Below are 21282 nucleotides of genomic sequence, written 5' to 3'. Positions count from 1 at the left end.
CGCGCTGCACAATCGTAGGCATGGAACTGACGCATTTCGGGCATTCGTGCCTTCTCGCGAGCTTTCCCGACACCGGCGCCGATACGACAATCCTCTTCGATCCGGGCACCTTCTCCCACGGTTTCGAGGGCATCACCGGCCTGACGGCGATCCTGATCACCCATCAGCACCCGGATCACGCCGATCCGGCGCGGCTGCCCGCCCTGGTGGCGGCCAATCCGGGCGCCGCGCTGTACGCGGACCCGCAGACCGCCGCCCAACTCGGTGGCGACTGGCGCGCGGTCCACGTGGGCGATGAACTCAGCGTCGGGGGCCTGCGGGTTCGCGGCGTCGGCGGCCGGCACGCGGTGATCCATCCGGAGATCCCGGTGATCGACAACATCTCGTATCTGATCGGCGACGACGAGCATCCGGCCAAGTTGATGCACCCCGGCGACGCGCTGTTCGTGCCCGATGAGCCGGTCGAGGTGCTGGCCACCCCGGCGGCCGCGCCGTGGCTGAAGATCTCCGAGGCGGTCGACTACCTGCGGGCCGTCGCGCCCACCCACGCCGTGCCGATCCACCAGGGCATCATCGCCCCGGCGGCGCGCGGCATCTACTACGGCCGGCTGTCGGAGATGACCGACACCGACTTTCGGGTGCTGCCCGAGGAACGCGCCGTTTCGCTCTGATCGGAGGGCGGGCCGCACTATTGTTTGAGCGATCGCTCAGCACGGCGCGGGAACGGAGACAGGCAGCCCATGAGCACGGGAACCACCACGGACGCAGCGGTCTACTACGACCCTTACGACGTCGGGATCGTCGCCGACCCGTATCCCGTCTACGCGCGACTGCGTGCCGAGGCGCCGATCTATTGCAACGACCGTTACGACTTCTGGGCGTTGTCACGGCACGCCGACGTCGACAAGGCGCTGTCGAACTGGGAGACCTTCTCCAATTCGCGCAGCGACATCCTCGAACTGATCCAGTCGGATTTCGATATGCCCAAGGGCGTCATGATGTTCGAGGATCCGCCCATCCACTCGATGCTGCGCGGGTTGATGTCGCGGGTGTTCACGCCGCGGCGGATGGCCGCCATCGAGGAGCAGATCCGGCAGTACTGCATCAGCTGCCTGGACCCGCACGTCGGCTCCGACGGCTTCGACATCATCGCCGAACTGGCGGCCATGATGCCGATGCGGGTCATCGGAATGCTGTTGGGAATACCGGAGTCCGAACAGGTTTCGGTGCGCGACGCAAACGACGCCAACCTGCGAACCAAGCCGGGCGCCCCGATGAAGGTCGCCCGCGCCGACCGGATCGCCGACGGCCGGATCTACGCCGACTACGTGCAGTGGCGGTCCCAGAACCCCTCGGACGACCTGATGACGGCGCTGCTGAACGTGGAGTTCACCGACGAGACCGGTGCGCACCGCAAGCTGACCCGCAAGGAGGTGCTGCACTACACCCAGGTGGTGGCCGGCGCCGGCAACGAGACCACCGGCCGGCTGATCGGCTGGTTGGCCAAAGTGCTCGCCGAGCATCCCGAGCAGCGTCGGCAGGTCGCCGAGGATCGCGGCCTACTCAACCGCACCATTGACGAGACGCTTCGCTTCGAACCCACCGGGCCCCACGTAGCCCGGTACCTGGCAAGGGATTTCGACTGCTACGGCACCACGGTGCCGGCCGGCAGCGCGATGCTGTTGCTGTTCGGTGCGGCCAACCGGGACCCGCGCCGGTTCCCCGACCCGGACACGTTCGACATTCGTCGGGACAACATCAGCCATCTGACCTTCGGCAAGGGCTTGCACTACTGCCTGGGCGCCAACCTGGCCCGGCTGGAGGGCCGGGTGGCGCTCGACGAGCTGCTGAACCGCTGGCCCGAGTGGGGCATCGACTACGACACCGCGCGCCTGGCCCCGACCTCCACCGTCCGCGGCTGGGAACACCTCCGCATCACCTTCTGACCCCGCCCCCAGTACGCCCAAACTCACCTTTGGGCCACTTTGTGCGAGTGGTTTCCGGCCTCGCGTCGATCTCGGCGGCCGGTGGGTCAGCCCGCGGCCCGGCCGGCCGCGCGGCCGGAGAAGATGCAGCCGCCCAGGAAGGTGCCCTCCAGCGCGCGGTAGCCGTGCACCCCGCCGCCGCCGAATCCGGCGACCTCACCGGCGGCGAAGAGCCCCGGCACCGCGGTCCCGTCCGCCCCGAGCACCCGGGAGTCCAGGTCGGTCTCCAAGCCGCCCAACGTCTTTCGGGTCAGAATGTGCAGCTTCACCGCGATCATCGGACCGGCCTTCGGGTCGGTCAGCCGGTGCGGGGCCACCACCCGCGACACCCGGTCCGGCAGATAGGCGCGCGCGCCGCGGATCGCGGTGATCTGACCGTCCTTGCTGTAGGAGTTCGCCACCTCGCGGTCGCGTGCGATCACCTCGGACGCCACGGTGGCGTAGTCCAGCGGCGTCACATCGGGCAGGGCGTTCATCGCCGCCACCAACTCGGGCAAAGCCGCGGCCTGTACGAAGTCCACGCCGCGGTCCACAAACGCCTGCACCGGTCCCGGGGCGCCCGGCCGTACCCGCGAAAGCACCTGCCGCACACTGCGTCCGGTCAGGTCGGGATTCTGCTCCTGCCCCGACAGCCCGAATTCCTTCTCGATGATCCGCGCGTTGAGGATGAACCAGGTGTAGTCGTGGCCGGATTTGGCGATGTGCTCCAGCGTGCCCAGCGTGTCGAAGCCCGGATACAGCGGACCCGGCAGCCGCTGACCGGTGGCGTCCAGCCACAGCGACGACGGCCCGGGCAGGATGCGGATGCCGTGGTTCGGCCAGATCGGGTCGTAGTTGGTGATGCCCTCGGTGTAGTGCCACATCCGGTCGCGGTTGATGACGCGCCCGCCGGCCGCCTCGGTGACCGCGATCATCCGGCCGTCGACGTGGGCGGGCACCCCGGTCAGCAATTGCTCGGGCACCCGGCCCATCCGGGCCGGCCAGTTCTGCCGGACCAGTTCCGGATTGCCGCCGATGCCACCGCTGGTAACGATCACCGAGGTGGCGCGAAATTCAAAGTCGCCGAAGGCTTCTCGCGAGGACGCCACGCCGCGGGCGGTGTTCGACGGCGCCAGGACCGTGCCGCGGACGCCGGTGACCGCGCCGTCGTCCACCAGCAACTCGTCGACCTGGTGGCGGTGCGCGAACCGCACCAGCGCGTGGTCGCGGATCCGGCGCGCGAAGACCTCGACGAGCGCCGGGCCGGTCCCCCAGGTGAGGTGGAAGCGCGGCACCGAGTTACCGTGGCCGCGCGCGCCGTACCCACCGCGCTCGGCCCAGTTCACCAGCGGGAAGATCCGCAATCCCCGCTGCCGCAACCAGGACCGCTTCTCCCCGGCGGCGAAGTCGACGTAGGCGTGCGCCCACTGCCGCGGCCAGTGGTCCTCGGGACGATCGAAGCCGGCCGTGCCCAGCCAGTCCTGCAGCGCGAGTTCGTGGCTGTCGCGGATGCCGAGGCGGCGCTGCTCGGGACTGTTGACGAAGAACAGGCCGCCGAAGGACCAGAACGCCTGCCCGCCCAGGTTGGCGCTGTTCTCCTGGTCGACCACCAGCACCTGCTTGCCCCGATCGGCCAGCTCACAGGCGGCGACCAGACCGGCCAGCCCCGCTCCGACCACGATGACGTCCGCGTCCATCCCGACACGCTAACCCACGCCCAACCTCACCTTTGGGCCACTTTGTGCGAGAAGCTTCCGGCATTTCGCCGATCTGGGCGCACCCGGCGCCCGGCGCGTCAGGCCGCGTCCGCCAGTGCCGACCGGGACCGCCACCGGTAGACGCCGGGGGCGCACCCGTGCAGCAACGCCAGGTCGACGACGTCGAGCGCGGCCTGCTGCGGGCCGGGCTTACGCAGCTGCGGCGCCGACACCGCCAGCCGCACGATGCCGCCCCGACGGGCGGTGCGTTGCGCGGAGAGCACCAGCGTCCGGCACCACCACGCCTCGGCCAGATACCCGGCGCCGATGCCCAGCACGCGCGCCCGCTCGGTCCCGCCGCGGACCAAGTCGGTCGTTCCGGCAGCCCCGACCAATAGCCGAAACCCGTTGCGCGGCAGCACCCTTGTCGCGCCCTCGGAGACCGACCAGCCCGGCGCGGCAAACAGGCGGGTGCGCAATCCCAGGTGGTCCAGAATCCGGTCGGCCGCCGTCAGCCGCAGGTTGGCCTCATGGGCGGGCAGGACGGCGAACTCGGCGCGACGGCGTTTGGTCGCGGCGTCGTCGTAGCCGTGCAGGACCACCGCGGCGCCGCGGGCCCGCCGCTGCACAAGCCAGTCCACGGTGCCCGGGTCCTCGTCGAGGCGGTACCCGCCCTTGAGCCGCGGTGCCACCAGCAGCGACACCGGCACGCCGCGGGCGTCGAGCTGCCCGCAGAACTCGTCCACCGCGGACACTGTCCGCGCGCTGATACCCGACACCGACACGATCAACTGCCCCGTCATGCGGCCAGTGTCGCAACCTCAGGTGTCCAGTCGGTGTCAGACATCCGGACGTCAGGTGGCCATCCGGGTCAGCCGGGCAGGACGGCCTCGATGGCGCTGACCACCTCGGGCGCATCCGGCGCGGTGCGCGGCCGGAACCGGTTGACGACGGCACCGCCGGGGGCGATCAGGAACTTCTCGAAGTTCCACTGCACATCGCCGGCCTCGCCGTCGGCGTCGGCGGTTTTGGTGAGCTCGGCGAAGAGCGGATGCCGCTGCGCGCCGTTGACGTCGGTCTTGGCCAGCAGCGGAAACGTGACGCCGTAGGTGGTCGAGCAGAACGTCTGGATCTCCTCGGCGGTGCCGGGTTCCTGCCCCATGAACTGGTTGCACGGCACGCCGATCACCGTCAGGCCACGCTCGGCGTAGTCGCGCGCCAACTGCTCGAGGCCGCTGTACTGGGGTGTCAGTCCGCATTTGGAGGCGACGTTGACCACCAAGACGGCACGGTCGGCGTAGTTGGCCAGGGACGTCGACTGGCCGTCGAGGGTGGTCAGCGCAATATCGTTGAGGCTCATGGCCCGACGCTAACATCCGCGGTCGTCAGCAGCCACGCGTACTGGAAGGCGACTTCCTTCCAACGTTCGTACCGGCCGCTGATACCGCCGTGGCCGGCACTCATTTGGGTTTTCAGCAGCACCGGGTGATCGTCGGTTTTGGTGTGGCGCAGCGCCGCGACCCACTTCGCCGGTTCGACGTAGAGCACCCGGGTGTCATGCAGCGACGTCATCGCCAAGATGGCCGGGTAGTCGACCGCCGCCACGTTCTCATACGGCGTGTAGGACTTCATGTAGGCGTAGACGTCACTGTCGTGCAACGGATTTCCCCACTCGTCCCATTCGGTGATGGTCAGCGGCAGCGAGGGGTCCAGGATGCTGGTCAGCGGGTCGACGAACGGGACCTGCGCCAGGATCCCGGCGAACAGCTGCGGGGCCATGTTGGCCACCGCGCCCACGAGCAGGCCGCCCGCGCTGCCGCCGAGCGCGACGAGTTGCTCCGGCCGGGTGACGCCGGTGTCGACCAGGTGCTGGGCCACCGCGATGAAGTCGGTGAAGGTGTTCTTCTTCTTGAGCAGCTTGCCGTTCTCGTACCAGAGCCGGCCGAGCTCACCGCCACCGCGGACGTGGGCCACCGCGAACACCATGCCGCGATCCAGCAACGACAGCCGCGCAATCGAGAACCGCGGATCCTCGCAGGATTCGTAGGCGCCGTAGCCGTAAAGCAGTGCCGGCGACGGGAATTCGATGCCCTTGCGGTAGATCAACGACACCGGCACACGGGCGCCGTCCGGGGCTTGCGCCCAGTCCCGGCGCTCCACGTAGTCCTCCGGGCGGTATTCGCCCAGCACCGGCTGCTCCCGCAGCAGAATGCGCTCCCCGGTGCGCAGATCCAGATCGTAGACCCGCAGCGGGATCACAAACGACGTCGCGGCGATCCGCAGCCGCGGGGCGTCCCAGTTCGGGTTCCCGCCCAGCCCCGAGGACATCAGCTCGGATTCGAACTCGAGCTCCTCCGGCGGCGCGTACTGACCGTCGGAAGTGATGGGCCACAGCTGGATTCGCGGTAGCGCGGCCCGCCGATAGCTGAGCACCAGATGCCCGGCGAACGCGTCGACGGCCTCGAGACGGACGTTGTCGTCGTGCGGCACCAGGGTGCGCTGATCGCCCGGGTCGTCGACGGGCGCCTCCACCAGGGTGAAGTTGACCGCGCCGTCGTTGTGCAGGATCAGGAACCGGTCCGCACCGCCCACCACCGCGTGCTCAACCGAGTACTCCACGCCCTCGCGGCGCGACAGCACGCTGCGGAACTGCGCATTCGGGTCGGCGGCGTCGGCGACGAAGACCTCGGAGGTGATCCCCGATCCGGCGCCGATCATCACGTAGGCATCGCTGCGACTGCGCCCGACGCCGAGCCAGAACCGTTCATCGGGTTCGTGATAGACCCGCTCGGCCGGCGCGCCGCTGCCGAGTCGGTGCCGCCACACGGTGTCGGTGCGCCAGGCGTCGTCGACGGTGGTGTAGTAGATCGTGGTGTTGTCGGCGGCCCAGGTGGCGCCGGCCGCGATGCCGGGGATCTCGTCGGGCAACATCGTGCCGGTCTGCAGGTCCTTGAACCGCAGCGTGTATCGCTCGTCGCCGACCACATCGACCGAGTACGCCAGCACCGTGCCATCCCGGCTGATGGTGGCCGCGCCGAGCGAAAAGAACTCGTGCCCCTCGGCTTCGAGGTTCTCGTCGAGCAGGACCTGCTCACCGGGCACCTCGGTGTGCTCATCGAACACCGGCGGGTTCCAGTCCTGCGAATCGCGCACCGGGCAGCGGCAGTGCACGCCGTACTGCTTGCCCTCGAAACTGCGTCCGTAATACCAATAGTCGCCGCGTCGCGTCGGTACCGACAGGTCGGTTTCCTTGGTCCGCGCCTTGATCTCGTCGAAGATGCGTTGCTCGAGCGGTTCGAGGTGCTCGGTCATCGCGTCGGTGTAGGCGTTCTCGGCCTCCAGGTGGCCGATGACCGCCGGGGCGGCCTTGTCCCGCAGCCACTCGTAGGGGTCGATGAACACGTCGCCGTGGAACTCCCGACGGGTTTCAACGCGCTTGGCGACGGGCGGTTCGAACTTGGCGCTCATCCCTGCGCTCCAATCCAGTCGGCGAAACGAAGACCCGAAATCCGTTCGTAGGCCTCGATATAACGCGCACGGGTGGCGGCCACGATGTCCGGCGGCAGCGGCGGCGGCGGTTGCATGCCGTGCCGGTCCCACCCGGACTCCTCGGAGGTGAGCCAGTTGCGGACAAACTGCTTGTCGAAGCTGGGCTGCACGACACCGGCCCGATAACGCTCGGCCGGCCAGTAGCGCGACGAGTCGGGGGTGAACACCTCATCGGCCAGCCGCAGACCGCCGTCCGCGTCCACCCCGAATTCGAACTTGGTGTCGGCGATGATGATGCCCTTGGCCAGCGCGTGCTCGGCGGCCTGCCGGTAGATCTGCAGCGTCTGGGCCCGCAACCGCTCGGCCCGCTGCGCGCCCACCAGTTCGACCACCGCGGCGTAGTCGACGTTCTCGTCGTGGTCGCCGATGTCCGCCTTGGTCGCGGGCGTGAAGATCGGCTCGTCGAACTTGCTGGCCTCGGTCAGACCCGACGGCAGCGGGATGCCGCACACCTGGCCGGTCTGCTGATAGTCCAGCAGTCCCGATCCGCTGAGGTAGCCGCGGGCGACGCACTCCACCGGGAGCATGTCCAGCTTCTGCACCACCAACGCCCGGCCCAGCACCTCCGCGGGGATGCGGGGGTCGTCGGGCGCGCCGGCCAGATGGTTGGGGGCGGCGATCAGATCGAAGAAGAACACGCTCATCGCGGTGAGGATGCGGCCCTTGTCCGGGATCTCGGAATCCAGGATGTGGTCATAGGCCGAGATCCGGTCGGAGGCCACGAACAGCAGGGTGTCGTCGTCGATGCCGTAGAGCTCGCGGACCTTGCCGCTGGACAGATGCGGATAGTCGGACAGGGAGGGTCGCATCCGGCCAGCGTAGCGGGGCGACCCGGGGCCCCACCGCCTCCGCCCGGCTGGTGGTATCGGCCCCCGAGCGGGGCGCGACGTGCTGGGATCAAGCCATGAGTTCGCGTTTTGTGCCCTACGCCACCCGACCGCACCGGTTCCTGGCGCAGGTCCTCAGCGATGTCGTGGTGAGCACCTGGACGGTGATCTGGGTGCTGGTCGGGTTGCTCGTCCACGACGCGGTCTCCTCGATCGCGGCCGTGGGACGGCAGGTGGAAAGCGGGGCCAACGGCATTTCCCGCAATCTCGACTCCGCCGGCAACAGCGTCGACGGGGTGCCGTTCATCGGGGACCAGCTGAGCAAGCCCCTGACCGCGGCCAGCGAGGCGGCCCTGGACCTGGCCGGGGCCGGCGCCAATCTCAACAGCACCGCGACCTGGTTGGCCTGGGTGCTGGCGCTGGCGGTGGCAGCCACCCCGATCCTGGCGGTCGGCGGCCCGTGGCTGTATCTGCGCATCCGGTTCTTCCGGCGCAAGTGGACCGCGATCGCGTTGGCGGCCACCCCGGCTGGTGAGCAACTGCTGGCGCTGCGCGCCCTGGCCAACCGACCGCTGCGCAAGCTCACCGCGGTCAGCGTGGACCCGGTGGGCGCGTGGCGGCGCGAGGATCCGATCGCGCTGCGCGGCCTGGCCGCCCTCGAACTGCGCTCCGCGGGCCTGCGCTGAGGGATTTCGGCGTGATTTCGCACGCTCACCGTGCGAAATCACGCCAAATTCGCGACCGAGGGAACCGAAGCGGACCGTTTTACCTCCTAATAGGCATGGTCGATGATTACCTCCGCCGCCACGACGGCGTGATCACACTTGCCCAGGCTGCCGCGGCAGGCATGCACCGTGAGGCAGTCCGACGACGGGTGGTGTCCGGCCGCTGGCGCCGGTTGTCACCGGGCGTCTTCTTCGCCGACGACCGCCCGTTCACCAATGCGGCGCGAATACGCGCCCTGGTTTGGGGTTATGGCGCCAACGCAACGGCCAGCGGGACCGCGGCGGCCTGGTGGCATCGCCTCATCAGCACCGCACCCGATCTGGTCGAGGTCACCGTTCCCCGAGTAGCCAACGGCCGCGGCAGGCCCGGATCGACCCTGCGCAGGCGTGATCTTCCCCAGACCGACGTCGTCGAGCGACGTGGGCTGCGGGTCACGTCGTTGCCGCTGACCGTGCTCGAAGCGGCCGTCCACAGTGGGGGCACGCCGATCATGGATCGGGCGTTGCAGCGCGCCACCGAGCTACCCGAACTGTGGCGCGCGCAGGTACGCAACAAGGGCCGCTACGGTTCTCCGCGGGCTCGCATGCTGCTGCAAGCCGCCGAGGACGGTGCGCGCTCGACGGCTGAACGCCGGCACATTGCGCTGTTGAACGCGGCCCACATCACCGGTTGGGTGGCGAACTATCCCGTTGGGGGCTACCTCGTCGATGTGGCGTTCCCGCAGCACAAGGTGGCGATCGAAATCGACGGCTGGGCGTTTCACAGCGACGTCGACGACTTCGTTGCCGATCGCAAGCGCCAGAACAAGCTCGCGCTGCTCGGTTGGCAGGTGCTGCGATTCACCTGGTGGGACCTCACCGAGCATCCCGAACGCGTCATTGCCGTCATCCGCCAAGCGATTTCGGCGTGATCCCACACGCTCACCGTGTGAGAACACGCCGAAATCCCCAGAGGGCCGCGACGGTGAGCCACGCCGCCAGCGCGGTCCAGAAGAAGGCCTGGGAGACGGGATGCAGCCACCCCCAGCCGACCTCCTTCCACAGCGCGAACGTCGCCGAGGAGTACATCCCGAGCGGAAAGACCATCGCCCACCAGGCCGACGGGACCGGGACCTGGGTGCGCACGCCGCGCACCGCGAACAGCATCAGGGCCGGTATCCACAGCGTGGCCACCAGCCAGGTCACCACCGTCGCGTGCTGTACCACCTCGGTCGGCCACTGCGCGTGGATGTGCACCCCGGCGACGGTGGCAATGGCCAACGCGCCCATCAAGATCCAGCTGTCGGGTTGGAAGCCCTCCCGGTCCAGCCGTTCATGCCCGGTGCGCAGCAGGATCAGCGCGGTCATGAATCCGTAGATCAGCAGCGCCAGCACCCAGAACAGCAGTGCCGGGAACATCATGCGCAGATCGGCGAAGACGATCGCCAGGGCCGAGGTCCCCACGCTGGCCAACTCCCAGGCGCCCCGGGCGCGGTCCCGCAGGCCCGGCCAGCCCACGCGTCGCATCCGGCGCAGCAGCACCGGCAGCAGCGACATCCACGCCGACAGCGCCATCGCGGCCAGCGGCCACACGACCCACGATCCGCCGAACCTGGTCGCCAGCACCGCGCCGGCGGCCACGAACGTGAAGAGTCGCAGCACGACGTCCACATCGGCGAGGTCGAGCGCGCGGTGGCGCCACCCGTGGGCCGCCAGGACCATCAGGACCGGCAGCGCGCCCGCCGCGAACAGCGCCAGGCCGGCGCTGACCCACCGGTGGGTGTGGTCCAGCGCCGCGATCGACACGATGCCCGCGGCCATCACCACCGCGAAGACATCCGGCGGCGGCCGCAATTCAGTCGGCCCGGACAACGAGGTGTCTGATTCCGGTGTGGCGGTTACTGCGGGTCCATTCGACCGGCCGCACCACCTCGAGGGCGGCGAACCTGGACAGCATCTCCTCAAGCAACACCCGCAGTTCGAGGCGCGCCAGATTCGCTCCCAGGCAGTAATGAATGCCATGCCCGAAACCCAAGTGCGGGTTCGGTGTTCGGGTGATGTCGAAGCGGTCCGGGGCCGCAAATGCCAGCGGGTCCCGATTCGCCGATCCTTCCCAGACCACGGCCTTGTGCCCCGCGGCGATCGCCTGCCCGCCGAGTTCGACGTCGCGGGTGGCCGTGCGGCGCTTGGACGGCGACGGCGAGGTCCAGCGGATGACCTCTTCGACCGCCGTCGCCAGCTTGGCAGGGTCGGCCCGCAACAGCTCCCACTGCGCGGGGTGTTCGGCCAGCGCCAGCATCGCCCCGGCCGCTGCGTTGCGGGTGGTTTCCGCGCCGGCGGAGAACAGCAGATTGAAGAACAGGTACAGCTCCAACTCGGACAGGGTCGGCGCTTCCGGGTCCTCGAGACGGGCGTTGACCACGGCCGACAGCATGTCGTCGGTGGGCTGTGCGCGCTTGGCGGCGATGAGCTCCTGACCGTAGGCGTAGATCCGAGAGCCCGCCTCCTCGACCGACATCCGGGTGATGGACGCGGCCCGCGAACCGCCGAAGTCGAAATTCGGTTCGATGGCCTCGAACAGCCAATGCCGTTCGGATTCGGGCACTCCCAACAGCAGGCAGATCATCTGCATGGGGATCTCGGCGGCCACCTCGACCACGAAATCGAACTCGGCCCCGCCCTGGATCCCGTCGAGCAGCCGGCGGGTCCGCAACCGCAGGTCATCGGTGACCCGGCCGATCATCCGTGGTGTCAGTCCCGAACTCACCAGGCGGCGGATCTGCGCGTGCCGCGGATCGTCCATCATGTTGAGCACCTGCCCGGCGATCGGCAGATCCTGCAGCAGCGTGCCGCCGAACTCGCGCCCGCCGCCGGTCACCGAGGAGAACGTCACCGGATCGCGCAGCACCGCCAACGTCTCGGCGTGGGTGGCCACCGACCAGAACCCCTCCCCGTCCGGGGTGTGCTCCGTGGGTTCGTGCCAGTACACCGGCGCGACCCGGCGGTGGAGCTCGAACAGCGCATGCGGGAACCCGGACGCGAAGTTGTCCAGATCCGTGAAATCGATTCCCGCCAGCGTCATCTCATCAAAGAATGGCGCCGGGGGTGTACTCGGCGGCCGACGGATGCAGCCGCACCAACTCCGCTACCGCGGCCACCACCGCGTCCACCTGATCACCGGCCGCCCCGGTGAACGCCGACTTGTCGGCCAGCGCGGCGTCGAGCGCCGAACGGTCCAGCGGGAGCCGCGGATCGGCGGCCAGCCGGTCCAGCAGGTCCGGTTCGCGACCCTGTTCGCGCATCGCCAGCGCGACGGCCACCGCGTGTTCCTTGATCACCTCGTGCGCGGTCTCCCGGCCCACCCCGGCGCGGACCGCCGCCATCAGGATGCGGGTGGTCGCCAAAAACGGTAGGTACCGGTCCAATTCGCGCTGGACGACGGCGGGATAGGCGCCGAACTCGTCGAGCACCGTCAGGAACGTCTCGATCTGCCCGTCGATCGCGAAGAACGCATCCGGCAGCGCCACCCGGCGCACCACCGAGCAGAACACGTCGCCCTCATTCCATTGCGCGCCGGCCAATTCCGAGGCCATCGCGGCGTAGCCCCGCAGCACCACCTGCAGCCCGTTGACCCGCTCGCAGGAGCGGGTGTTCATCTTGTGCGGCATCGCCGACGACCCCACCTGGCCGGGCGCGAAGCCCTCGGTGACCAGTTCGTGGCCCGCCATCAGCCGCACGGTGTGGGCAAACGACGACGGACCGGCACCGAGTTGCACCAGCGCGGACAGCACGTCGTGGTCCAGCGACCGCGGGTACACCTGCCCGACGCTGTCGAGCACGCGGGAGAACCCCAGGAACTCCGCGACCCGGGACTCGAGGTCGGCCAGCCGCGCGGCGTCGCCGTCGAACAGGTCGAGCATGTCCTGCGCGGTGCCCATCGGGCCCTTCACGCCGCGCAGCGGGTAGCGCTGCAGCAGGTCGCCGACCCGATTCAGCGCCAGCAACGTCTCCTGCGCCGCCGAGGCGAATCGCTTCCCCAACGTGGTGGCCTGCGCGGCCACGTTGTGGGACCGGCCGGCCATCACCAGATCCCGGTAAGTCACGGCCGCCGCCGCCAGCCGCGCCACCACCGCGACGCCGCGGGCGAACACCAGTTCCAGGGCGCGCCGGGTCTGCAGCTGCTCGACGTTCTCGGTGAGGTCGCGGCTGGTCATCCCCTTGTGGACATGCTCGTGGCCGGCCAGCGCGTTGAATTCCTCGATGCGGGCCTTCACGTCGTGGCGGGTGATGCGCTCGCGCGCCGCGATGGAGGCCAGGTCCACGTTCTCGAGCACGCGTTCGTAATCGTCGATCACCCCGTTGGGGACCGCGATGCCGAGTTCGGCCTGGGCCCGCAGCACCGCGAGCCACAGCCGCCGCTCGGCCACGATCTTGGCTTCCGGCGACCAGATCGCCACCATTTCAGCGCTGGCGTAACGGTCGGCCAAGACATTGGGGATGCTCACGAAGACACAGCTTACGGCCCCGGATCGGGCCCCATGAGGTCGGAGTTGGGCCTCGATAGGGCACAGTGGACCGGTGTACTTCGTCGGTCTGGACTTGGCGTGGGGGGAACGTAAGCCCACCGGGATCGCGGTGGTCGACGGTGACAGCGGCCGGCTGAGCTATGTCGGGGTCGCCTCCGACGATGCGAGCATCTGCGCGGCGCTGGCGCCCTATGTCGAGGGCGACTGCGTGGTGGCGGTCGATGCGCCACTGATCGTGGTCAACCCGGTCGGGCAGCGCGACTGCGAGCGGCAGCTCAACGCGGACTTCGGCCGCTTCCAGGCCGGCGCGCACCCCGCCAACACGGGCAAGCCCGAATTCGCCGAGACCCCGCGCGGCGCGCGCATCGTCCGGGCGTTGGGGCTGGACATGGATCCGCATTCCACCGCCGGCCGGCGGGCCATCGAGGTGTACCCGCATCCCGCGACCATCGCGTTGTTCCGGCTCGGCCGCACCCTGAAGTACAAGGCCAAACCGGGCCGCGGGCTGCCGCAGTTGCGCGCGGAGTTGCAGCTGTTGATGGATCACATCGAGAACCTGGCGCGCCGGGACCCGGCGCTGCGGGTGGCCGACCACGACGACTGGGTCGAACTGCGGGAGCGCGTCGAAACCGCCGAGCGCAAAAGCGAACTGCGCCACGCCGAGGATCCGGTCGACGCGGTGCTGTGCGCCTACGTGGCGATGTACGCAACCGCGCGGCCCGGCGATGTCACGATCTACGGCGATGGCGACACCGGCTACATCGTCACCCCGACACTGCCCGAGGATCTCGAACCCACCCCGCGCCGGGCGACCTCGCCGGCCGTGCACGACGCCATCGCCACCTACGCCGAGCGTCGGCCCGCGCTCAAGGAGGCCACCAGCCACTACCTCGACCAGGTGCGCGCGCTGCTGGACGAGGCGGGCATCAACTATCTGAGCATCACCGCGCGCACCAAGTCGGTGGCGTCGTTCGCCGAGAAGGCCGAGCGCAGCATCGACGGCCGGGTGCTCTACACCGATCCGCTGTCGGAGATCACAGATCAGGTGGGCCTGCGGGTCATCACCTACCTGCGTGACGACGTGAGTGCGGTGGCCAATCTGCTCGGCGACGAGATGCGGTTGCTCGACGACCGGGACATGGGCGTGGAGACCGCCAGCACCGGGCGCTGGGGCTATTCGAGTCGGCATCTGCTGATCGCGGCCGAAGGTGAGCAGCAGCCCGCCTCGGTGCAGGTCCGCACCATCCTGCAGCACGCGTGGGCCGAGTTCGAGCACGACATCCGGTACAAGGGCTCGATTCCCGACGAGGACGCACCCGACCTCGACCGCCGCTTCACGTTGGCCGCGGGGCTGCTCGAACTCGCCGACCGGGAGTTCTCCGCCATCCGCGAACGGTTGCGGTCGACGCCTGCGGTGGACCGCGCGCCCGAGTCCGACAGCGACCCGCGGATCGCGACGGCGGTGCTGGCGACCTATCTGGGCAACCGCTACCCCGACGCCGGTTGGTCGCGCACCGAGCACTACGGCTGGATCTCCGGACTGCTGCTCGAGTTGGGCATCGATTCGCTGGATGCGTTGGACCTCGCGCTGGCAGGGGTCGACAGCGCTGCCGTCAACACGGCGCTGGCCTACCGCTATCCCGCGGGCGCGGTGCGCCGTCTCGACGACGTGCTGCTGGCGGCCTTCGGTGACCGCTATGTGGGGCTCAGCGGCAATGGTCACCGCACCGCGCGGCTGGCGACGCGGCTCGAGCGGCTGCGCGAGGCCGGACTGGCGACGTAACACCCGGCAGCCCGAGAACCGATCAACTCGGTAGTGCGAGCAGCGCCGAGTGGGCTGGTCGGGAAGGAGTTCACCGTGATGGGTCGCCTGGGGTTGGCGGCGGTGGTGGTGGCCACGTCGTTGTCGGCGCTGACCACCGGTACCGCGGCGGCCGCACCGGCGTGCGCCGACGTGCACTGGATCGGTGCCGCGGGTTCGGGGCAGCGCGACGGCGCGAGGCTGACGGCCAACGGCGGCATGGGCGACGTGGTCTACCAGTCCTACCAGCAACTGCGCTCCGACTTGGCGGCCGACGGGCAGAGCATCACCGCCGAGGCCGTCCAGTACCCCGCGGCGCCGGTTCCGGTCGACGGCGGGCTGGGCGGCTGGATGGACTTCATGGACAGCGTCGAGGACGGGACCGAGGCGACCGCAGCGCAACTCGAGGCGTTCACCGAGCAGTGCCCGCAGACCAAGGTGGTGCTTGCCGGCTACTCCCAGGGCGCCATGGTGATCCACCGCAACCTGCACGATCTGGCCGACGACGCGCCCGTGGTGGCCGCGCTGCTGATCGCCGACGGGGACCGGCTGCCCGCCGACACCACCATCAACATGGGGTCGACGGCGGTGTGGCCGAGCGTGGGCAAGGGTGTGGCCCAAGAACATTCGTTCCTGGCATCGACGAACACGTCGCCGCTGCCGCCGGCCATCGGTGCGCGCACGGTCAGCGTCTGCGATGTGGGCGACCCGGTGTGCGACTACGACCCCGAGCAGGAGGCCGTGTCCCCCGCCTCGATCGCGATTCACACCGCGTACACGCCGGCGGCCAACGGTGCGCACGCCTGGGGTGCACCGCTGTATCACCTCGTGGTGGGCGCCGCTCCCGCGCGCGCGACCCATCTCAGCGCCGCCGGCGCCTGATCCAGTCAGCCGGCGATCGGATGCTCAGATCGCGGTGCCGCCGCCGTCGACATGCAGGACCGCACCGGTGATGAAACTCGCGCGCGGTGAGGCCAGGAACACCGCGGCGTGGGCGATCTCCTCGGCTTCGGCGACGCGACCCAACGGCAGCGCACGGCCGAGATCGTCGTTGACATCGCCCCATTCGGCTTGCACGCCTTCGGTTCTCGTCGGCCCCGGCGCGACGGCGTTGACGCGGACGCCGCGGCTGCCGAACTCGGCCGCCCACGTGCGGGTCAGCGACTCCACCGCCGCTTTCGACGCGCTGTAGACCGACGCGGCGGGCACGCCCTTGGCCGCCACCATCGACGTGATGTTGACGATGCTGCCGCGCTTCCGCTCGAGCATCCCGGGCACCAACCCGGCGGTCAGGAAGTACGATCCGCGGACATTGGTGGCGAAGGTCTGCGCGAACGACGCCGCGTCCTGCTCGAGGGTCATCGCGCCCGGGAAACTCGCCGCGTTGTTGATCAACACGTCGATGTCGCCGGCCTGTTGCACCAGCGATTCGACGGCGGCCAGATCGGCCATATCGGCTCCGATGAAGCGGATGCGTTCGTGGGTGGCGGCAGCGGTCTCGCCGCGGCCCTGGTCGCGGCCGGAGATGATCACCTCGGCGCCGGCCGCGGCGAGCAGACGAGCGCACGCCAGGCCGATTCCGGCGGTTCCGCCGGTGACGACCGCGCGGTAGGTATGCAGTTCCATGACAGTCCTTTCTGGTGGTCTACCGCCCAGAACTGCCGTGACCCCGCCCAGTCATCCGACAGTGACGACGGCCACGGGATGAATCGTCGCCGGGTCGCGGGTTCTGGCGCCCAGAGGCAGTGATCACGCGGCCTCCGCGAACCCGAGGAAAGGGGCCATCATGAGGATCGTCGTCATCGGCGGCACAGGACGGATCGGATCGAAGGTCGTGCAGCGACTGACCGAGCACGGCCACGACGCCGTGGCCGCCGCACCGTCGACCGGCGTCAACGCCTTCACCGGCGAGGGACTGGCCGACGTGCTGGCCGGCGCGCAGGTGGTGGTGGACGTCACCAACTCGCCGTCGTTCGAAGAGGCGGCAGCCCAGGACTTCTTCAACGTGGCGACCACCAACCTGCTGACCGCCGAGGCAGCGGCCGGCGTCTCCCATCATGTGGCGCTCTCGGTGGTCGGGACCGAGTTGTTGGCTCGCGAGAGTGGCTACTTCAAGGCGAAACTGGCGCAGGAGACGCTGATCGGCAGCGGGCCGATCCCGTACACCATCGTGCGCGCCACCCAGTTCTTCGAATTCCTGGCCACGATCGCCGATTCCGCTTCCGTGGACGGCGTCGTGCGGTTGCCGGCTGCGCTGATTCAGCCGATGGCCTCCGCGGATGTCGCCGAAGCGGTTGTCATCGCCGCGGCGAACGTGCCGGTCAATGGGATCACCGAAGTGGGTGGGCCGCAACGGTTCCGACTTCCGGACCTGATCCGCACCGCGCTGACCGCTCGTGGCGACAGCCGTACGGTGCTGGCCGACCCCGACGCCCGCTACTGGGGTGTCGCCATCGCCGAGCACACGCTGGTTCCCGGCGATGAGGCGGCGCTGTTCGACCTCCGCTTCGAAGACTGGATCCTGGAGACGGCGGCCAGGAGTTGACGAGTACCGGCCGCGCAGTTGTCCGAACGGTCACATTCCTCGCCAACACCTAGACCGCGGGTACGTCAACTCGCTACCATCCACCCGGATCGGGCCGTGACCAGGTAAGACCTGTGGGCCCAGCAGGGCGGACGGTGTGGAGCCAGATGGCGAGCCAAGGGCGAGGACGGCCGCTGCACGGTCGCGTCGCCGAGACCGCGGCGCTGCGCGAGGTGATCTCGACGGTGCGGACGGGTCGGTCGCAGGTGCTCGTGCTGCGCGGCGAGGCCGGCGTCGGTAAGACCGCCCTGCTCGAATTCCTGGTCGAGGAGGCCGAGGGCTGGCGCTGTGTGCACGTCTCCGGCGTGGAATCCGATATGGAACTGGCCTATGCCGGCCTACACCAGTTGTGTAGCCCGCTGTTGGGTCACCTCGACGACCTGCCCGCCCCGCAGCGCGACGCGCTCGCCGTCGCGTTCGGGCGCGGCGTCGGTCCGCCGCCCCAGCGCTTTCTCGTCGGGTTGGCAGTGCTGGGCCTGCTCGCCGCCGCGGTGCACGAACAACCCCTGCTGTGCGTGGTCGACGACGCCCAATGGCTGGACCAGGTGTCGGTGCAGACGCTCGGCTTCGTCGCCCGCCGGCTGGTGGCCGAACCGATCGCGTTGGTGCTCGCCGCGCGCACCGAGGGCCCCGATGCGCTGACGGGACTGCCCGAACTCCCGGTCCACGGCCTGTCCGACGCCGATGCGCGGAAACTGTTGGACCACGCAATGATCGGTGGCTTGGATCCGAGAGTCCGCGACCGGGTGGTGGCCGAAACCCGCGGCAATCCATTGGCGCTGCTCGAAGTGCCGCGTTCGTACTCCACGGCCGAACTCGCCGGTGGGTTCTGGATCGTCGGCGCGCAGACATCGCAGAGCCGGATCGAGGAAAGCTACCTCCGGCGTATCCAGCTGCTGCCGGACCAAACCCGCCGGCTGCTGCTGCTCGCCGCCGCCGAACCCGTCGGCGACTCGGCGCTGTTCCTGCGTGCCGCCGCGCTGCTGGGCATCGCCGTGGATGCGCTGGCGCCCGCCGAAAGCGCCGGCGTCATCGAGTTCGGTCCCCGCATGCGTTTCCATCACCCCTTGATGCGCGCGGCCGCCTACCGCGCCGCCGACCTGACCGATCGTCGCGCGATCCATGCGGCACTGGCTTCGGCCACCGACGTCGAATCCGACCCTGATCGGCGGGCCTGGCACGCCGCCAACGCGGTGGCCTCCACCGACGATTCGGTTGCCGCGGAACTCGAGGCCTCGGCGAGCCGGGCGCAGAACCGGGGCGGGATCGCGGCCGCGGCGGCCTTCCTGGAGCGCGCTGCGGTGCTCACCGCCGACCCCGAACTCCGCGGGGACCGGGCTCTGGCCGCCGCGCAGGCCAAACAGGACTCCGCCGCGACCGCGACCGCCTACGAACTCCTGACCATCGCCGAGATGGCTCCGCTGTCAGAACTTCAACGGGCCCGGGCCGCCCGCCTGCGCGCCCAGATGGAGTTCGCGAGCAGCCGAGCCGGGGAGATCGGCGCCCCGACGGTCGGGGAGACCGCAGCCGCCTTGTTGGACGCCGCAAAACAGTTGGAGGGTCTCGACGACTTCGCGTCGCGCGAGAGCTACCTCGAGGCGTTCGCGGCCCTGATCTACGCCGGTCGGCTGGGGCGGCCGGGTGCGCTCCTCCTTGCCGCCGAGGCGGCGGCTTCGGCGATGGAACAGACCTCGGAGTTGCCGCGTGCGGTGGACCTGTTCTTCCGCGGGATGACGGCGCGCATCTGCGGCGGAATCCGGGCCGGCGCCGAGCACCTGCGCACCGCGCTGGACGCGATGCGCGTGCTGGCGTCCGAGGATCCCGGCCAGCTGCTGCGATGGCTTGTCCCGGCCTTCCCGATCCTGCAGGAATCGGCCGCCCACGAACTGTGGGACGAAGACCTCGTCGACGCATTGTCGGCCGCTGTCGTCCGGCAGGCACGCGATGTCGGCGCCTTGGCGGGCCTCCCGCAGGCGCTGGTGTATCGAGCGGGCCTTCATGTGATGTTCGGCGAGTTGAACACGGCGGCAACGTTGATCGCCGAGGCGAACTCCATCACGGCCGCGACCACCCACCACGGTCCGGTCCGGTACCACTCCCTGTTGATCGCCGCCTGGCGAGGAGATGCCGTGGCGGCGATGCGGGAGATCGACGCGGCCGCCGCCGACGGCGCGGCCCGCGGTGAGGGCCGCGTGATCGGGCTGACCGGGTACGCCACCGCGGTGTTGTACAACGGTCTCGGCCGCTACGAGGAAGCGTTCACCGCTGCCCGCCACGCCTGCGCGTACGAGGATCTGGGCTTCCACGGGTGGTGTCTGTACGAACTGGTGGAGGCCGCCGCACACCTCGGCCAAACGGATGCGGCGCAGCGCGCCGTCGGCCACATCGAAGAGCGCGTCGGTGCCACTGGCAGCCCCTGGGGACTCGGCGCGGTGGCCAGTGCGCGGGCCATGTTGGCCGACAACGACGAGGCCGACCGGTTGTTCACCGAGGCGCTCGACCACCTGGGCCGGTCTCGCGTGGTGGTGCACCAGGCCCGCGCGCGCCTCAGCTACGGCGAGTGGCTCCGGCGCGCGAATCGGCGCGGCGATGCCCGCCGTCAGCTGAATGAGGCCCACGAGTTGTTCGTCCGGATGGGCGCGCAGGCCTACGCCGAGCGGGCGCGCAAGGAACTCATCGCCGTCGGCGCGAAGGTCCGAAAACAACAGTTGAGCTCCGGTGACGAGCTGACCGCGCAGGAGGCGCAGATCGCGCGGTTGGCGGCCGACGGCCTGACCAACCAGGAGATCGGCGACCAGCTGTTCATCAGTGTGCACACCGTCGAATGGCATTTGCGCAAGGTGTTCGTGAAGCTGGGGATCACCTCGCGCCGGCAGTTGCGCACCGTGGCGTGGTCCCACTAGGGGCCACTACGGATCATCGACCACGGATGACCAAGGGTCCCCTGCGGGCTTCGGGCCGCCAGTCTGATTTCACGGCCCGACCGGGCTCGGAGGAATCAACCGGAGGTACTCCCATGAAGGTCATCGTCCCCGACATCGAATCCGACGACGAGCTGAAGGCCCGCTACACCGCTGACGTCTGGCCGTTGGTACCTGTCCTGCACCGGGGTGCGCGTCGCCTCACCCACAACGACGCCGACGCCGACGATCTGCTGCAGGAGACGCTGGTCCGCGCCTTCACCGGATTCCGCAAGTTCCAGCCGGGCACCAATCTGCAGGCGTGGCTGTTCCGGATCCAGTACAACCAGTGGGCCAGCGCCTACCGGTGGAAGCAATGCCGGCCCGCGGAAGTGCTGTCGGGTGGGATCACCGACCGCGAGCTGGCCGGCCACGGTGCGCACCTGTCGAGCGGGGGGCGCTCCACCGAGTCCGAGGTGCTCGAATCCTTTCCCGACGATGACGTCCGCTCGGCGATGGAGCAGCTTTCCGAGGGCTTCCGGACGGTGCTGTACTACGCCGATGTGGAGGGCTACACCTACGCCGAGACCGCCGTATTGATGGGTATCCCGATCGGTACCGTGATGTCTCGGATCTCGCGGGCACGGGTCCAGCTGCGCCGGGCGCTCGCCGACAGTGCCTGCGCGCGCGGTCGTTTCGCAACCACCTCGCGGCAGGCGGCCTGAGATTG

Annotated in this window: 18 protein-coding genes; 9 read left to right on the top strand and 9 right to left on the bottom strand. The window is 69.4% G+C overall.

Translation table 11 applies throughout. From position 1 onward, the window contains the following. Positions 1-20: 20 nt before the first annotated feature. Both RCP80_RS03015 and RCP80_RS03010 read left to right on the top strand, forming a co-directional pair. The gene (locus tag RCP80_RS03015) at positions 21-671 is read left to right on the top strand and encodes an MBL fold metallo-hydrolase (RefSeq protein ID WP_308480943.1); all 651 of its coding nucleotides are present in this window, start codon (positions 21-23) and stop codon (positions 669-671) included. A gap of 69 nt (positions 672-740) precedes the next feature. Then, complete coding sequence (locus tag RCP80_RS03010) at positions 741-1946, top strand: cytochrome P450 (RefSeq protein WP_308480942.1); 1206 nt, start codon at positions 741-743, stop codon at positions 1944-1946. Positions 1947-2032: 86 nt separating this feature from the next. On the opposite strand, the gene RCP80_RS03005 is transcribed toward RCP80_RS03010, so the two are convergent. From RCP80_RS03005 to RCP80_RS02985, 5 genes are all read right to left on the bottom strand, one after another. Beyond that, the gene (locus RCP80_RS03005; RefSeq protein WP_308480941.1) at positions 2033-3661 is read right to left on the bottom strand and encodes an FAD-binding dehydrogenase; all 1629 of its coding nucleotides are present in this window, start codon (positions 3659-3661) and stop codon (positions 2033-2035) included. Positions 3662-3759: 98 nt separating this feature from the next. Next, positions 3760-4464 carry a DUF2334 domain-containing protein gene (locus tag RCP80_RS03000; protein ID WP_308480939.1) on the bottom strand — a complete coding sequence of 235 codons (705 nt, stop codon included), beginning with the start codon at positions 4462-4464 and terminating at the stop codon, positions 3760-3762. A 68-nt stretch (positions 4465-4532) separates the two neighbouring features. Then, complete coding sequence (locus RCP80_RS02995; RefSeq protein WP_308480938.1) at positions 4533-5021, bottom strand: glutathione peroxidase; 489 nt, start codon at positions 5019-5021, stop codon at positions 4533-4535. After that, the gene (locus tag RCP80_RS02990) at positions 5018-7129 is read right to left on the bottom strand and encodes a S9 family peptidase (RefSeq protein ID WP_308480936.1); all 2112 of its coding nucleotides are present in this window, start codon (positions 7127-7129) and stop codon (positions 5018-5020) included. Before RCP80_RS02990 ends, RCP80_RS02995 begins: the two co-directional genes overlap by 4 nt. Further along, complete coding sequence (locus RCP80_RS02985; protein ID WP_308480935.1) at positions 7126-8019, bottom strand: phosphoribosylaminoimidazolesuccinocarboxamide synthase; 894 nt, start codon at positions 8017-8019, stop codon at positions 7126-7128. Before RCP80_RS02985 ends, RCP80_RS02990 begins: the two co-directional genes overlap by 4 nt. A gap of 95 nt (positions 8020-8114) precedes the next feature. Here RCP80_RS02985 and RCP80_RS02980 point away from each other — a divergent pair, with 95 nt between their 5' ends. Continuing rightward, the gene (locus RCP80_RS02980; protein ID WP_308480934.1) at positions 8115-8723 is read left to right on the top strand and encodes a hypothetical protein; all 609 of its coding nucleotides are present in this window, start codon (positions 8115-8117) and stop codon (positions 8721-8723) included. A gap of 95 nt (positions 8724-8818) precedes the next feature. Beyond that, positions 8819-9673: a type IV toxin-antitoxin system AbiEi family antitoxin domain-containing protein gene (locus RCP80_RS02975; RefSeq protein ID WP_308480933.1), complete on the top strand. Its 855-nt coding sequence runs from the start codon at positions 8819-8821 to the stop codon at positions 9671-9673. A 10-nt stretch (positions 9674-9683) separates the two neighbouring features. Here the strand turns inward: RCP80_RS02975 and RCP80_RS02970 are convergent, their stop codons facing one another. The 3 genes from RCP80_RS02970 to purB are packed head-to-tail and all read right to left on the bottom strand — an operon-like array spanning position 9684 to position 13246. After that, the gene (locus RCP80_RS02970; protein ID WP_308480932.1) at positions 9684-10613 is read right to left on the bottom strand and encodes a tellurite resistance/C4-dicarboxylate transporter family protein; all 930 of its coding nucleotides are present in this window, start codon (positions 10611-10613) and stop codon (positions 9684-9686) included. Next, positions 10597-11823 (bottom strand): cytochrome P450, encoded by a 1227-nt coding sequence (locus RCP80_RS02965; RefSeq protein WP_308480931.1) that lies wholly within the window; start codon positions 11821-11823, stop codon positions 10597-10599. The genes RCP80_RS02970 and RCP80_RS02965 overlap by 17 nt, the downstream gene beginning before the upstream one ends. Positions 11824-11827: 4 nt before the next feature. Continuing rightward, positions 11828-13246, bottom strand: coding sequence for an adenylosuccinate lyase (gene purB / locus RCP80_RS02960; RefSeq protein WP_308480930.1), 1419 nt, complete (start codon positions 13244-13246; stop codon positions 11828-11830). A gap of 73 nt (positions 13247-13319) precedes the next feature. Between purB and relZ the strand changes: the two genes are divergently transcribed. Further along, positions 13320-15050: a bifunctional ribonuclease/(p)ppGpp synthase gene (gene relZ, locus RCP80_RS02955; RefSeq protein ID WP_308480929.1), complete on the top strand. Its 1731-nt coding sequence runs from the start codon at positions 13320-13322 to the stop codon at positions 15048-15050. A gap of 78 nt (positions 15051-15128) precedes the next feature. Further along, positions 15129-15950 carry a cutinase family protein gene (locus RCP80_RS02950; RefSeq protein ID WP_308482677.1) on the top strand — a complete coding sequence of 274 codons (822 nt, stop codon included), beginning with the start codon at positions 15129-15131 and terminating at the stop codon, positions 15948-15950. Positions 15951-15974: 24 nt separating this feature from the next. Here RCP80_RS02950 and RCP80_RS02945 read toward each other — a convergent pair whose 3' ends face one another. Further along, the gene (locus tag RCP80_RS02945) at positions 15975-16694 is read right to left on the bottom strand and encodes an SDR family NAD(P)-dependent oxidoreductase (protein WP_308480928.1); all 720 of its coding nucleotides are present in this window, start codon (positions 16692-16694) and stop codon (positions 15975-15977) included. Between the two features lie 160 nt (positions 16695-16854). On the opposite strand from RCP80_RS02945, the gene RCP80_RS02940 reads away from it, so the two are divergent. The 3 genes from RCP80_RS02940 (at position 16855) to RCP80_RS02930 (ending at position 21277) form a co-directional block, all read left to right on the top strand. Further along, a complete protein-coding gene (locus RCP80_RS02940; RefSeq protein ID WP_308480927.1) occupies positions 16855-17613 on the top strand; it encodes an SDR family oxidoreductase in 759 nt (252 codons plus the stop codon). Positions 17614-17759: 146 nt separating this feature from the next. Continuing rightward, positions 17760-20555 (top strand): helix-turn-helix transcriptional regulator, encoded by a 2796-nt coding sequence (locus tag RCP80_RS02935; protein WP_308480926.1) that lies wholly within the window; start codon positions 17760-17762, stop codon positions 20553-20555. A 113-nt stretch (positions 20556-20668) separates the two neighbouring features. Next, on the top strand, positions 20669-21277 hold the full coding sequence (locus RCP80_RS02930; protein WP_308480925.1) for a sigma-70 family RNA polymerase sigma factor: 609 nt from the start codon (positions 20669-20671) through the stop codon (positions 21275-21277). Positions 21278-21282: the final 5 nt, after the last annotated feature.

The sequence above is a fragment of the Mycolicibacterium sp. MU0053 genome (assembly GCF_963378095.1).
Lineage (GTDB): Bacteria > Actinomycetota > Actinomycetes > Mycobacteriales > Mycobacteriaceae > Mycobacterium > Mycobacterium burgundiense.
This window is presented reverse-complemented; position numbering and strand designations above follow the sequence as displayed.